9 protein-coding genes and 2 pseudogenes are annotated in these 15,155 nt (G+C 38.6%); 8 read left to right on the top strand and 3 right to left on the bottom strand.

The window, feature by feature from the left end; translation table 11 throughout:
- Window positions 1-190 precede the first annotated feature (190 nt).
- Window positions 191-2,935, top strand: a complete 2,745-nt coding sequence (gene mutS, locus FNZ60_RS02960) for a DNA mismatch repair protein MutS (RefSeq protein ID WP_142416229.1) — start codon at window positions 191-193, stop codon at window positions 2,933-2,935.
- Window positions 2,936-3,224: 289 nt separating this feature from the next.
- Window positions 3,225-3,477, top strand: a pseudogene (locus FNZ60_RS09660) (Arm DNA-binding domain-containing protein); the annotation flags it as partial.
- A gap of 1,149 nt (window positions 3,478-4,626) precedes the next feature.
- Here the strand turns inward: FNZ60_RS09660 and ilvD are convergent.
- On the bottom strand, window positions 4,627-6,465 hold the full coding sequence (gene ilvD, locus FNZ60_RS02950) for a dihydroxy-acid dehydratase (protein ID WP_142416227.1): 1,839 nt from the start codon (window positions 6,463-6,465) through the stop codon (window positions 4,627-4,629).
- A 524-nt stretch (window positions 6,466-6,989) separates the two neighbouring features.
- Here ilvD and FNZ60_RS02945 point away from each other — a divergent pair.
- A pseudogene (locus FNZ60_RS02945) lies at window positions 6,990-7,313 on the top strand (integrase arm-type DNA-binding domain-containing protein); the annotation flags it as partial.
- 571 nt (window positions 7,314-7,884) lie between these two features.
- Here the strand turns inward: FNZ60_RS02945 and FNZ60_RS02940 are convergent.
- Both FNZ60_RS02940 and FNZ60_RS02935 read right to left on the bottom strand, forming a co-directional pair.
- Window positions 7,885-8,136, bottom strand: coding sequence for a BQ00720 family protein (locus tag FNZ60_RS02940; protein WP_142416226.1), 252 nt, complete (start codon window positions 8,134-8,136; stop codon window positions 7,885-7,887).
- Between the two features lie 26 nt (window positions 8,137-8,162).
- Window positions 8,163-8,594, bottom strand: a complete 432-nt coding sequence (locus FNZ60_RS02935) for an Hsp20 family protein (protein ID WP_142416225.1) — start codon at window positions 8,592-8,594, stop codon at window positions 8,163-8,165.
- 121 nt (window positions 8,595-8,715) lie between these two features.
- On the opposite strand from FNZ60_RS02935, the gene nth reads away from it, so the two are divergent.
- The 5 genes from nth (at window position 8,716) to pheT (ending at window position 13,875) form a co-directional block, all read left to right on the top strand.
- Window positions 8,716-9,456: an endonuclease III gene (gene nth, locus FNZ60_RS02930; RefSeq protein WP_142416224.1), complete on the top strand. Its 741-nt coding sequence runs from the start codon at window positions 8,716-8,718 to the stop codon at window positions 9,454-9,456.
- A gap of 156 nt (window positions 9,457-9,612) precedes the next feature.
- Window positions 9,613-9,816 carry a 50S ribosomal protein L35 gene (gene rpmI, locus FNZ60_RS02925; protein WP_142416223.1) on the top strand — a complete coding sequence of 68 codons (204 nt, stop codon included), beginning with the start codon at window positions 9,613-9,615 and terminating at the stop codon, window positions 9,814-9,816.
- Window positions 9,817-9,849: 33 nt separating this feature from the next.
- A complete protein-coding gene (rplT, locus tag FNZ60_RS02920) occupies window positions 9,850-10,251 on the top strand; it encodes a 50S ribosomal protein L20 (protein WP_142416222.1) in 402 nt (133 codons plus the stop codon).
- Window positions 10,252-10,345: 94 nt separating this feature from the next.
- A complete protein-coding gene (gene pheS, locus FNZ60_RS02915; RefSeq protein ID WP_142416221.1) occupies window positions 10,346-11,428 on the top strand; it encodes a phenylalanine--tRNA ligase subunit alpha in 1,083 nt (360 codons plus the stop codon).
- Between the two features lie 32 nt (window positions 11,429-11,460).
- Complete coding sequence (pheT, locus tag FNZ60_RS02910; RefSeq protein ID WP_142416220.1) at window positions 11,461-13,875, top strand: phenylalanine--tRNA ligase subunit beta; 2,415 nt, start codon at window positions 11,461-11,463, stop codon at window positions 13,873-13,875.
- Window positions 13,876-15,155 lie beyond the last annotated feature (1,280 nt).

Raw genomic sequence — 15,155 nt, 5'->3', positions numbered from 1 at the left:
TCCAAAAACAGTGTAAATTTTGCTTGATAATGCGTATAATCACTCAATTTTTAAATTTGATTCATATATTAGAAATCGTTATTCTTTGCCTTAGCAAATCTAATGATGCGTTTCAATTTAGAGATAAATAAATATTGAAGTAAACAAAAAATAGTAAAAGCTTCACTGCAAGGAAACAGGCCACGTAAAAATGGATAAAAAAAACAACCATAAAAATAATTTAATTCCACAGCCTGCTTCCCTCTCTACTTCCTCTCAAGAACGTCTTACACCTATGATGGAGCAATACATAGAAATCAAAGCCGTCCATCATGATTCTCTTCTTTTTTACCGAATGGGGGATTTTTACGAATTATTTTTTAATGATGCCATTGAAGCTGCTCAGGCCTTGGGAATCACACTCACAGCACGCGGAAAACATTTAGGACAAGATATTCCCATGTGCGGTGTTCCCGTTCACGCTGCTGATGATTATTTACAAAAACTGATTTCTTGTGGTTATCGCGTTGCTGTTTGTGAACAAACAGAAGATCCTGCGGAAGCAAAAAAACGGGGCTCAAAATCTGTTGTTCGGCGTGATGTTGTCCGCCTAGTAACCCCTGGAACAATAACAGAAGAAAAACTCCTTGATCCAACACGCGCAAATTATTTGATGACACTTTCCCGTATAAAAACCAGCGATGGAGAAGAGTTCGCTCTTTCTTGGATTGATATCTCAACAGGCATATTTCGTGTAACAGAAAGTCGCCAAGAGAAACTTTTAGCAGATATTATGCGTGTGGATCCACAGGAAATTATTGTTGCTGATTCCTTTTTTCATGATAAATCGCACAAACCGCTTTTTAATGTTCTTGATCGTATCGTTTCGCCTCAACCGGCTTGTCTTTTTGATACCCTCACCGCTGAGCGCGATATTTGCTCTTATTTTAAACTTTCAACGCTTGAAGGTGTTGCCGATTATTCACGCTGTGAACTCTCTGCAATTGTAGCAGCTATTCGTTATATCGAAAAAACACAAATCACACATCGTCCTCCCCTCATGCAACCGGAGCGCCAAAATGAAAGTGCTACCCTTTTTATTGATGCGGCAACCAGACTAAGCCTTGAGCTTATTCGAACGACATCAGGACAACGGGATGGAAGTTTACTAAAAGCTATTGATCGCACTGTAACAGGAGGAGGATCACGCCTTCTCATCGATCGCCTTATTGCCCCTCTTACCACCCCTTCAGCAATTGATACGCGTTTGGATTCTATCGATTTTTTTCTCCGTAACCCTTCTCTTTCAGAAGCGATAAAGCTCACTTTAAAAGGGGGACCAGATATGCCCCGCGCCGTTTCACGTTTGGCTCTTGGACGAGGAGGTCCCCGTGATATGGCAACAATCCAGCGCGGCTTTGACATCATTCGTGAAATTCATCAGCTCCTTAATAATGAGCTCCTGCCTCAAGAAATAAGTGATGTACAACAAGTGTTTTCAAATCTACCCGTTGCTTTACATCACCATTTAGAACAAGCACTAGCCGATGATCTTCCACTGCTTAAACGTGATGGTGGCTTTATTCGCTCTCAATATCATCAAGAGCTTGATGAAATGCGTGCTTTACGAGATGAATCACGCCGTGTCATTGCTGAACTTCAAGCGCAATATGCCCAAGAAACAGATATTAAAACGCTTAAAATAAAGCATAATAATATTCTAGGCTATTTCATTGAAGTCACCAGTACACAAGCATCTGCCCTTACAAATGATCCACAAGTGAAAGCACGCTTTATTCATCGGCAAACAATGGCAAACGCTATGCGTTTTACGACAACAGAGCTTGCTGACCTTGAAAGTCGTATTGCCCATGCTGCCAACCATGCATTGACGCTTGAACTGGAGATCTTTGATACGCTTGTTCAAGAAATTATCGAACAAGTTGATTTTATTCGTAAAGCCGCTGAAGCACTTGCTATTTTAGATGTTTCTGTCGCTTTAGCATATCTTGCTGAAGAACAAGGATATTGCCGCCCTAAAATTGATCATTCCTTGACCTTTCATATCACCGCAGGACGCCATCCTGTTGTTGAACAAGCGCTCCACAAACAAGCAGCAGAACCCTTTGTTGCCAATAATTGCGATCTCTCTGTGCAAGAAAATCAGCAATATGCCGCAATCTGGCTTTTGACAGGACCTAATATGGGAGGAAAATCAACTTTTTTGCGGCAAAATGCGCTCATTGCTATTATGGCGCAAATGGGATCCTTTGTTCCAGCAACTTCAGCACATATTGGCGTTGTTGATCGGCTGTTTAGTCGTGTCGGGGCTTCTGATGACCTAGCACGGGGGCGCTCAACCTTTATGATGGAAATGGTTGAAACAGCAACGATTCTCAATCATGCAAGTAAACATTCTCTCGTTATTCTCGATGAAATAGGGCGTGGAACATCAACCTTTGATGGACTTTCTATTGCTTGGGCTGCCGTTGAATATCTCCATGAAGTTAACCATTGTCGTGCTATTCTCGCTACCCATTTTCATGAAATGACAGCACTGACTGAAAAACTTGACAGACTGCATAATGTAACCATGAAAGTTAAAAACTGGGATGGCGATGTGGTTTTTCTTCATGAAGTCACACCCGGAGCCGCAGACCGGTCCTATGGTGTACAAGTTGCAAAGCTTGCTGGACTTCCTCCAGCTGTTATTACACGAGCAACAGATGTTCTTCATCAATTAGAACAAGGTGAAATGGCTGGAAAAGGGCATAAACTCATTGATGATTTACCGCTCTTTTCGCTTAAAGCAACCTCTCCTCTCAACGAAGAAAAAAACAAACATGATATCCTTTACGAAGCTTTAAAAAATATTCATCCCGATGAACTCTCCCCTAAGCAAGCTTTAGAAGCAATTTATCATCTCAAACAGCTTGAAAAGAACACCCCCCTATAAAAAAGAGATGTTCTTTTTTATTAAAAAGCTTTCTTCATAAGAACTCATATACTCTTTTTTTTGGTAGATCTCGAAAATTGGTATCATCATTCTATTTGTCAACCCCTAATATTACGGCAAAGCATTGATTTATAATGATAAATCATGATTTTAACTTGAATCATAACTCCGAATATAGTAAGATTTTCTCATCACAAACCATCTCATATTGAATCAATTAATGTCACTTGCTTGCACGTCAAAAGCAGGGCTAGTGTGTGGGTAAAAATGAGGAAAGAAAGGAGTAAAAATGCCTCTTATGAATCGTCTTAATGCAAGGTCTGTCGCAACATTGCGGGCTGGCAAATAGTGCGATGGTACCGGCTTGTTACTCCACAAACGTAAAGATGGTGGTGCTCAATGGATTTTATATTATTCCAAGGAAGCTTTACCGTTATACCATTCATGGGCGCCATCGTGAAATGGACTTGGCTGCTTTAAGAGATGTCTCTTTAAAACAAACCCGTGAATTAGCAAATCAATGGCGTTCTGTTTTACGACAACCCTTAGTGCTTGAGACGAATCATAAGAGGTGTTTTTATTCCTTTCTTATACAAATTTATCCACACGCTAATCCCGCTTGTGACGTGCAAACGAGTGGTTTTGATTGATTCAAGATCAACAGCTTTAAAATGAGAAAATCCTACGGTATTCAGGTCTTTAATTCGATATGAATAATGCTAGATCATCATTATAAATAAAAATTTTATATAATTCAGGTCTCTTACCGTATTTTATGACTTTTCTATAAAATTTTCGATTAAGCTAAAGTTCATGTAAAAACTCCACACCATATTTATTTGTGATAACTTATTGTTTTTTATGTAAAAATTTATCAATATCTTCCGTTTTACAAAACAACTGCCTTTTGCAAACTTTTCATGTCCCCTTCATCCTACCAATAAATATGTTTAGTGGAGTATATTTCTTTACGATCAAGACTATCTATAGCAACAGATTTAGCTCAAAGCTATCTTGTATTGAAATCTTGTCGGTTTCTGCAAAATAAACTCGCGACATATTGATTCATACATTTAGTTTATCTCAACGATAAAAAGCTCTTTTACTGTTTTCACATAAAACATAGAGGCAAGCATAATACTACAGTTGCATTCTATTTTCCTAAACAGCCTTTAAAATCCTTCTCGCCCTCACCGAACAAAGATTTCCGCTTGTAAAGCGTCCAGATTCGAGTGGCTTCTGTCTTAACTTTCCACTCTTGGTATTCACTTAACACAAAGCTTGAAAAACAAGTCTAAGAATATTCACCACACACATTAAAAACACTTAAATATTTGAAGGCTATTTTATATCATAACCCTCAATAATGGTGTTTTATGGCACAATAAAATAATATCACCGGTACCATAAATATCTTTCACAAATACGCGTAATAAGAGATCACAATCTCGTATAAAATTAGAATATGATGTGAAAAGTGATCAACGCCATATCCATCGTATCTGTCTTTCATAGCTACTCAAAAATTCGCAACAGCTTTTAAATTGTATTTATAGCTTTTTAATCATACTCACGATGGCTTGAAATATTCTGACAAACTTACAAATGCATAGAATAATTTGCGTAGGATATCATGCAAAAGATATAAAAAAACAGAGTACTCTCTCTTATAAGATGCGTCCTTTATCTCATTAAATATTGCGAATCGCACCCTTTGCGGCAGATGTCGTCATTGCAGCATAGGCTTTGAGAGCCTTTGAAACTTTGCGCTGACGTTTCTCAACCGGTTGCCAAGCCTCTTTTCCTTTTGCTTCCATCCTAAGACGACGCTGCTTCATCTCACCGTCATCAACCAACATATGAATACTACGGTTTGGAATATCAATTTCTATGATATCCCCTTCTTCCACCAACGCAATTTCTCCTCCTTCAGCAGCTTCTGGCGAAATATGTCCTATCGAGAGCCCTGAGCTTCCCCCTGAAAAACGTCCATCTGTCACAAGTGCACAAACTTTACCTAATCCTTTAGATTTGAGATAACTTGTTGGATAAAGCATTTCTTGCATTCCAGGTCCTCCACGTGGACCTTCATAACGGATTAAAACGATTTCACCTGTTTTAATCTTATCTGTTAATATAGCCGAAACCGCTGAATCTTGGCTTTCAAAAATTCTTGCCGGACCTTTAAAGGTCAAAATTGATTGATCAACACCTGCTGTTTTTACAATACAGCCATCTTTGGCAAGATTTCCATAAAGAACTGCCAATCCTCCATCTTGTGAGTAGGCATGCTCCCTGTTGCGAATCACACCTTTTTCACGATCAAGATCAAGAGTCTCATAGCGACAAGATTGACTAAAAGCTATCTGTGTTGGAATACCACCTGGAGCAGCACGATAAAATGCATGGACTGCTGGTTCATTGGTTTGTTTTACATCCCAATGATCAAGAGCTTCTTTCATTGTTTTTGCATGGACCGTATAGGTTGATGTATCGATAAGTTCCGCCGCAGCCAATTCGCCTAAAAGCCCCATAATCCCACCAGCGCGATGAACATCTTCCATATGGATATTCGCAACAGCAGGAGCAACCTTGCATAAAACAGGAACACGACGTGAAAGATGATCAATATCTGTCATGGTAAAATCCACCTCACCTTCTTGCGCCGCTGCTAAAAGGTGCAGTACTGTATTGGTTGATCCTCCCATGGCAATATCAACGGTCATGGCATTTTCAAAAGCCTTGCGTGAAGCAATAGAGCGTGGCAAAACTGTTTCATCATCTTTTTCATAATAACGCTTGACCAATGCAACAATCTGCTTTCCAGCTTCTTCAAAAAGCATCCGTCGATCTGCATGTGTTGCTAGCACTGATCCATTTCCCGGAAGCGAAAGCCCCAAGGCTTCTGTTAAGCAATTCATGGAATTAGCCGTAAACATCCCTGAACAAGAACCACATGTAGGACAAGCAGTGCGCTCCATTTCAGCAACTTCTTCTTCAGAATTCTGTTCTGAAGCAGCTGCAACCATGGCATCAACCAAATCAACCCTTAAATCTTGGTCTTTCCATTTAATCTTACCGGCTTCCATAGGACCGCCTGAAACAAAGATTGTTGGAATATTCAATCGTAAAGCCGCCATTAACATTCCTGGTGTAATTTTGTCACAATTAGAAATACAGACAAGGGCATCCGCACAATGGGCATTGACCATATACTCCACAGAATCAGCAATAATTTCACGTGAAGGCAAAGAATAAAGCATTCCATCGTGCCCCATCGCAATACCATCATCGACAGCAATGGTGTTAAACTCTTTTGCAACACCACCAGCAATGGCTATCTGTTGTGCAACCAATTGTCCAAGATCTTTTAAATGGACATGCCCTGGTACAAATTGTGTAAAAGAATTTGCAATCGCAATAATGGGTTTACCAAAATCTGTATCTTTCATCCCAGTTGCACGCCAAAGACCGCGAGCTCCTGCCATATTACGACCGTGTGTCGATATTCTTGAACGGTAAGAAGGCATTATTTTTTCCCCTCAAATAATTCCATTTTGCTTGTTGTGCTGTAACTTGACTATAAAAACAAGAGCTTTAATCTTCAAAAGAGAAAAATACCTTGTACTGAAGCATTTGAAGCACGAAATTAAAAGTTTTGCATAAGTTTCATCATAAAGTCATAAAGCTTTTATTTTTCTATTACTTGTTAATCAACATCTCATCCCAGCGCAACTAAACGCTTGAGATAAATATCAAAACGATTCAGTGCAACACGAACTGTTCCAGATTTTCATATGAAAGATACAACTTATTGATTTATAATGATAATATAGCGTTATTCAACTTGAATTAAAGACTCGAATAACGTAAAATTTTCCCATTTTAAATCTTTTCTTATGTTGAATCAATCAAAATCACTTGCTTGCACGTCAAAAGCGTGGCTGGCGTATGGATAAAAACTGTTAAAGAAAGGACTAAAAATAGCTTTTCATGAACCGTCTTACAAGCTCAAGGGTTGGTCCGCAACACTTAAAGGTTGGCACAAGTGTGTAATGGTGCTGGCTTGCTCCTGATCACGCGTAAAGATGGAAAGCTCATTGGATTTTATATTATTCTAGGGGACTTTACCGTTATACTATTCATGAGCGCCGCCCGCGAAATGAAGGTGGTATGCGCTTTGAGAGATGTCTCTTTAAAACAAGCCCATGAATGTGCAAATCAATGGCGTTCTGTTCTTCGTGAAGGGCGTAACTTCATTGAAGAATATGAAAAAAAGCATGCGGCAATGCGCAATCTTCATTATTTAAAAGACATTGCTCTAAACACTTTTGAAAGTCGTAAAGCTGAATTAAAGAATGATGCTAAGGCTTGTAATTGATTTTTACATTTACGCCTTCATATTCTTCCCCAATTAGACTGGAACCCATTTCATCACCAAGCCTGTAAGGGATATGATCCTATAAATAAAAAAACTTATAGAGCACCACCAACTTTATACTTATGTAAAAAAATTGGCAAAATCATACACTTTACTCATCCCCAATGTTGCGAAAGCCCTCGGCACCTAAGACAAATTATAAAAGGTATTTTTATTCCTTGTCTTCTCTTCAAGTACTTTTTACCTGCACGTTATAACGAACAAATCATTTTAATTAATCCATACGAGAGCACCTTAAATGAAAGAATCTCACGATTTTTGAGACTCTTAATTTCAGTTGCAAAAAATTAATTATGAATAGTCATCAATATGTTATTTGAGCGATAACGCCACATTACAACAGAATGCCAATCCTTTTAAGCCCCCTACACAATACCAAGACACCGCATGTGTCCTCACCAACAAAAGGAAGCAAAAATCCAAGAATACCGCTAAACGGCTCAATACCCTTTAATTGAGAAAAAACGGATAGAATTGACAAAAGCCCCGTTTTTTCTCGTCAAGTAATCTAGTGCAGAGTTACAATTTGGAGTTCATGCTCATTGGCTCCAGCAAGAGCAATAGAGCGCTCATCAGATAAAATGATAGGATAACCTGTTTCACCGAAAAGAGCCCATATGGTAATGCCTGGGGTCATGGGTGGAAGATCTGGAAAGTTCTTAGCCAGATCATCTGTACAGACCTTTTTTAAATAAGCAATCTGTCCCGCATCAGAGTAGGACGTGTTCTGAAACGATAAGCCTTGTTTATGTTCTCCCATTTCTCTGTTCCTTTACGCCTTAACTTTTATGACTCACCACGACTGACTTTAATTGGAATCTGTTTTATTTCTTTTTTTAACTTTGGTTGATATAGATTAATTGATAAAAGACCATTTTTCAACTCGGCATTTGTAACATTCATTCCTTCCGCGAGAACAAAGGTCCGCTGGAATTGTCGCGCAGCTATACCGCGATATAAATATTGATGATTTTGATTGTCAGTTTGTTTACCATGAATAACCAATTGATTATCATCGAGTAAAATATTAAGGTGATTAGCCTTAAATCCAGCAACAGCCAAAGTTACCCGGATATGATTTGCATCATCGTTCTTGTGTAAACGTTCAATATTATAGGCTGGGTAAGCCTCATCAGCTTTACCGATGCGTTGCAATGTTTTTTCTACGGTTTCAAATCCTAAAAGAAAAGGATTGGAGAAAGATGTCACATGTATCATTCATGAGTATCCTCTTTAAAGCGGCTGTACTTAACCAAACTCTATATTAAAGTGTTCGCTGCATTCTTATCATATGGCGAGCGTGAATGATAACTTCAAGAGAGAAGATTAAGAGAGTTCAATGCCTCAAAGTAACATAAATTCGTCAAAAGTGCGAAATATATCTGGTTGTTTATATAACAAGGATGAAATTGCAGAAATATTTCGTCGTTTTTCTGTACAACGCCCGACACCTAAGAGTGATCTTATCTATACAAATGTTTTTACGCTTTTGGTTGCTGTTGTTCTTTCAGCTCAAGCGACAGATGTAAGCGTTAATAAAGCAACAAAAGAACTCTTTTATCTTGCTGATCAACCGGAAAAAATGGTTGCATTGGGAGAAGAAGAAATAGCATACCATATCCGCTCAATTGGTCTTTGGCGTGCAAAAGCACGCAATATTTACGCGCTTTGCAGCTGTTTAATTGACCAACATAGCGGTCAAGTCCCTAATACGCGTGAAGCACTTATGGCCCTTCCAGGCGTGGGGCGCAAAACCGCTAATGTTGTTTTGAATGTTGCTTTTGGTCAGCCTACATTAGCCGTCGATACGCATATTTTTCGCTTAAGCAATCGTCTTGGTTTAGCGCCTGGCAAAACACCAGAAATTGTCGAGAAAAAATTATTAAAGATTATACCGCCCCATTATCTTCGTCATGCGCATCATTGGCTGATTTTACATGGACGTTATATTTGTCAAGCACGTAAAGCACAATGTAGGCAATGCATTATTGCCGATTTATGTAAAGCCACAAGCAAAACAAATGCTATTCCGGCCCCTTTGTTTGAAGTTCAAGACAATGGAGCACCCATTTTTTTGTAATACGGTCTTGCTATTTTGTGTATACTAGCTTATGAAAGCATCCTTGAAGAACCGCCCGGCAGGGCATGCCGTGGCTGTTTAAATGCTTATTCAAGCGTTGGTCCGCTTGAATAAATAAAATATTTGATTAGATCAATTGATGTATGGAGTAGCAAAATGCCCAAGATGAAGACCAAATCATCCGCTAAAAAGCGGTTTAAAATCACTGCGTCAGGCAAAGTTAAAGTAGCAGCTGCCGGTAAGCGCCACGGTATGATTAAGCGTTCGAATAAATTTATTCGCGATGCACGTGGAACAATGGTTTTGTGTGAACAAGATGCTAAAAAAGTCATTCAGCATTATTTGCCGAATGGTATGTAAACCTTACGCTTTTGATTTTGAGGAGATTATAATATGGCACGTGTGAAAAGAGGTGTGACAGCACACGCTAAGCACAAAAAAGTTTTAAAACAAGCTGAAGGTTTTTACGGTCGTCGTAAAAATACCATTCGTGCAGCTAAGGCAGCAGTTGATCGTTCAAAGCAGTATGCTTATCGTGATCGCAAAAATAGAAAACGGACTTTTCGTGCTTTGTGGATTCAAAGAATTAATGCAGCTGTTCGTGCAGAAGGTCTCACTTATGGACGCTTTATTGATGGCTTATCAAAAGCCGGTATTGAGGTTGATCGTAAGGTTCTTTCAGATATAGCCATTCACGAAGCAGAAGCATTTTCTGCTTTAATTGCTTCAGCAAAAAAAGCTTTAGAATATTTAAAAGATACAACACCTAATGCTTTTGAAGGCGCTGTCAAGTAAGCCAGTCGTGTTCTCTTAAAGCATTTATTTATTCGAGGTCCCGTGCTGGCTATTGCGAGTGCGGGTTTTCTTTTATTAAAAAATAGGCAAAAATATGAACGATATTGAGCGTCTGGAACAAGAAATTTGTTTAGCTTTAGAAGCAGCGGAGAATGAACAGGCACTTGAAACAGTGCGTATTGCGGCATTAGGTAAAAAAGGTAGCATCTCTGAAAAGTTAAAATCATTAGGAAAGATGGAGGCTGATGAACGCCAAAAAGTTGGCCCCATTCTTAATGGATTAAAAAATCGCATTTTAGAATTATGGGCACAAAAGCGTGATCTTCTAAAAAAACAAGAAATAGATGCCCGTCTTTCTCGTGAAATGGTTGATATTACCTTGCCTGTTCGCTCTTCTCCTATGGAACGGGGACGTATTCATCCTATTTCACAAGTGATTGAGGAAATTATCGCCATTTATACGAAGTTGGGTTTTTCTCTCGCAGAAGGACCTGATATTGAAACAGATTATTATAATTTTACGGCCTTAAATTTTCCTGCAGGGCATCCAGCACGTGAAATGCATGATACCTTCTTTTTTGATGTTGATAAAATAGGAGAACGCAAATTATTGCGCACCCATACATCACCTGTACAAATTCGTACACTGGAAAAACAAAAAGCACCAATACGGATTATTATTCCTGGAAAAACTTACCGCATGGATTCGGATGCAACGCATTCCCCCATGTTTCATCAAGTCGAAGGTCTTGTCATTGATAAAACCTCCACCATTGCGCATATGATGTGGCTGCATGAAACCTTTTGTAAAGAATTTTTTGAAGTCGCTTCTGTAAACATGCGTTTTCGCCCCTCTTTTTTCCCTTTTACCGAACCATCTATGGAAGTGGATATTCAATGTGATCGTTCTGGTTCAGAAGTAAAGTTTGGAGAAGGAAAGGATTGGTTGGAAATTTTAGGATGCGGAATGGTACATCCTAATGTATTAAAAAATGTTGGGTTAGATCCCGATGAATATCAAGGTTTTGCATGGGGAATGGGCATTGATCGTATTGCTATGTTAAAATACGGTATGCCTGATTTACGAGCTTTTTTTGATGCTGATCTGCGTTGGTTAAACCATTATGGCTTTCGTTGCTTTGATATGCCTGCTTTTTTCTCTAATAAAAATGTGTGATTTTAGTCATCGCTTTCATGTGAGGTTTTAAAATGAAATTTACATTGTCGTGGTTAAAAGATCACCTAGAGACAAATGCATCCTTGGATGAAATTTGTGAGAAACTAACAGCTATCGGTCTTGAGGTTGAGCACGTTGATGATCGCTCTTCTTTAAAAGGTTTTGTGATTGCAAAAGTTTTAACAGCAATAAAACATCCTGATGCAGATAAACTCCAAATTTTATCAGTCGATATAGGAACTGCTAAACCTCTACAAATTGTCTGTGGAGCACCAAATGCGCGTGCAGGTCTTGTGGGTGTTCTTGCATTACCAGGGACCTATGTTCCAGGACTCGATGTGACATTATCTATAGGAAAAATCCGCGGCGTTGAAAGTTTTGGGATGATGTGCTCGCAAGCAGAGCTTGAATTATCAAATGAACACGATGGGATTATTGAACTTCCAGAAGATACACCTATTGGGGATTCATTTGCCGCTTACGCTGGTCTAGATGATCCGATCATTGATATTGGTTTGACCCCCAATCGTGCTGATTGCACAGGCGTTCGTGGTATTGCACGGGATCTTGCTGCCACGGGAATCGGACAATTAAAAGAATTGTCTTTACCAAAATTTGAAACTTCCTTTGATACCCCCCTCGATGTTTCATTCGATTTTTCGCAAGATTCATCGTTATGTTTAGGCTTTGCTTGGCGTGAGGTATGCAATGTTCAAAATGGCCCATCACCACAGTGGATGCAACAACGTTTGAATGCAATTGGTTTAAGACCGATTAATGCGTTGGTTGATATGACAAATTATATAAGTTTTGACCTTGGTCGTCCGCTTCATGTTTTTGATGCCGATAAAATTAAAGGCAATTTCTCTGTTCGTTGTGCGCGTGAAGGGGAACAACTTCAAGCATTGAACGGAAAAATTTATCGTTTGAACATTCAAGATTGTGTCATTGCCGACGAAGAGGGTGTGGTTTCGATTGCCGGTATCATGGGCGGTGAAAGGACAAGCTGTGATGAAACAACACGGCGCGTTATCATTGAATCGGCGCTTTGGGATGCAAAAAGCATTGCACAAACAGGGAGAGCATTAGGGCTTATCAGTGATGCACGTTATCGGTTTGAACGGGGTGTTGATCCGGCTTTTATGGAACCAGGGCTTGAGATTGCAACAGAATTGGTCTTACGTCTTTGTGGCGGTGAAGTATCCAAGGCAAAAATTGTTGGCTATCAACAAAAAGAAACTAAACAGATCGCTTTTCCTTTTTCTGAAATTAAACGTTTGACACATTTGCAAATAGAGCGCGAACAAGTCATTGCTATTTTAGAAAAGCTTGGCTTTTGTGTTGAAGGAAAGGGAGAGATCGTTACAGTCAAAGTACCATCATGGCGTCCTGATATTATGGGTAAAGCCGATCTGGTGGAAGAGGTCATAAGGATTTATGGGTTAGATAAAATTAAACCTATTCCTTTGGAAAGCTTCGTCGAAAGAAAAGAGCAAGTTTTAACATGCGCGCAAATTCGTTCACGCGCTGCGCGTTTGGCTTTAGCACATCGCGGTATGAAAGAAGCGATAACGTGGTCTTTTATTTCTGAAAATCAAGCTCTTTCTTTTGGGGGAGGTCAAGCAGAGCTTAAATTGGTCAATCCTATTGCCGCTGATATGTCCGTGATGCGTCCTTCTCTTTTACCTGGATTGCTTATGGCAGCGCAGAGAAATGCTGATCGTGGTTTTGCTGATCTTGCTTTATTTGAAGTGTCCAGCATTTATGAAGGTAATACCCCTGATAAACAACGACGTGTTGTGAGTGGGATTCGTCGTGGTACAGAGAAATTTGAAGGGGCTGGGCGTTTTTGGAATGGAAATGCAACCACCGTTGATGTTTTTGATGCCAAAGCAGATGCTTTAGCCGTTTTAGAATCGTGTGATATAAATGTTGGGAAAATGCAGATTGAAGTTGGAGCGCCCGATTGGTATCATCCAGGTCGTTCAGGAGTCATAAAACTTGGATCAAAAATTATTCTTGGTTTTTTTGGTGTTCTGCACCCAGCGACCTTGGAAAAATTAGATATCAGTGGTCCTTTATGCGGCTTTGAAATTTTTATAGATCAAATTCCAGAGCCAAAGAAAAAAACAACGAAAAGCCGTCCTCCTTTGAAAGTATCGCCTTTTCAAATGGTACGGCGTGATTTTGCATTTATCGTTGATAAGACAATTGCTTCTTCTCTTATTGTTCGTGCCGCTCAGGGGGCCGATAAAAAACTTATTCATTCCGTACAGATTTTTGATCTTTTTGAAGATCAAAGCCTTGGTGAAAATAAAAAATCTATTGCCATTGAAATTGCTATTCAACCAATTGAACGCACTTTGACAGATAAAGATCTAGAAGAAATTGCTGCAAAAGTGATAGAAAATGTCACTAAAATGACAGGCGCTTATCTTCGTCGTTAATGTTAAGTCTTTTCGAATGACGTTTTATAAAGACAGGAGCACTTTTGAGTGCTCCTTTATTTTTTAAAGGCTTGAAGTCTATGGAATTCTTTTAAAAGAAAGTTTTACGACAATCCATTCATTTATAACGATAATTTTTTATCTTAAATAAGAATCCCCAATATTATGAGACTTATTTTTCAAATCCTCTTTAAATGAATCACAATCATTTATTTTTGTACCTTAAAGTGGCGCAGTTGTTTAAAAACCATAAAAAAGGAGACAAAATGCTTCTTATAAAGGCTTTCAAATGCCAAAGCCTATCGCAATATGAGGAATTGATCATGCAACATTGGGATTAAAAAAGTAAAACAACGGTACCGCATTTTGTAAAGTCAATGATAATGCCCAATAAATATCATCTCCTTTGAAGTATGTGCCTTATAGATCACACTCATGAAATGAATATAAGATGTTGTGTTAAAAAAGTTGCGTGCATGACATGATAAATCTCTATCTTTGAGTATTCTGTTTTTTGTGAAGAATGTGATTTCATTGGAAAATGAAAGTAAAAATATGGAGAAATATGCATTCCATGAATTAAAAATACAGCTCGAGATACTATAGAAAATCGCACAAATCGCATAATAACTGTAAATCACTTAACTGATCAATTAGTTTCACTAGTCCACCCTAAAACCCTTTGGGCTTTCAAAATTCGTTTTACGTAAAGCTAAATTAAAAAGGACGGATAATCAGAAGATAGCTTTTACTGTGCATACTTATTTTTTCTCCCAAAAACTGTGTTTGCAGTTCAAAGTACAACCCCAAACAAGACTGTAATATTTTTGCTTCACTCTAGAAAATAAAAGCGAGAATTGCTTATAAGGCTTTTAAATATAATATTTTTCCAAATGTGCGCTTGTTTTAAGAAACATATTTTAATGCTTCTAAGTTTATTTCACCACAGCATCCCATGAAATAGTATGATTAAAGTTTATTGTGCATCATCTTCTTTATGCTGAATAAAAGAGCAAGTTGACTCCACTATATTCTCTCTTCTCTGTCTTTCATGTAGCTACAAGCCCTTGTATTTGCGAGAAGCCATAAGAAGGATTTTTATTCTCTTTTATCGTTTTTGTGTACAGGCTCACTCTGCTTGTAATAGACCAGTAAAAGAGAATCATTGCATAACTAAGAGGATAAAAATGAGAAAACTCTATGATATTCAGGTCCTTAAGTTAATAAAACGACACGTTTCCTTATAAATTTATATGTTATCATCGGGCTTAGATGTTGAT

Origin of the sequence: Bartonella massiliensis (assembly GCF_902150025.1) — a bacterium.
Taxonomy (GTDB): domain Bacteria; phylum Pseudomonadota; class Alphaproteobacteria; order Rhizobiales; family Rhizobiaceae; genus Bartonella; species Bartonella massiliensis.
The sequence above is the reverse complement of the archived record's forward strand: the minus strand, read 5'-3'. Positions and strand labels throughout refer to the sequence as shown.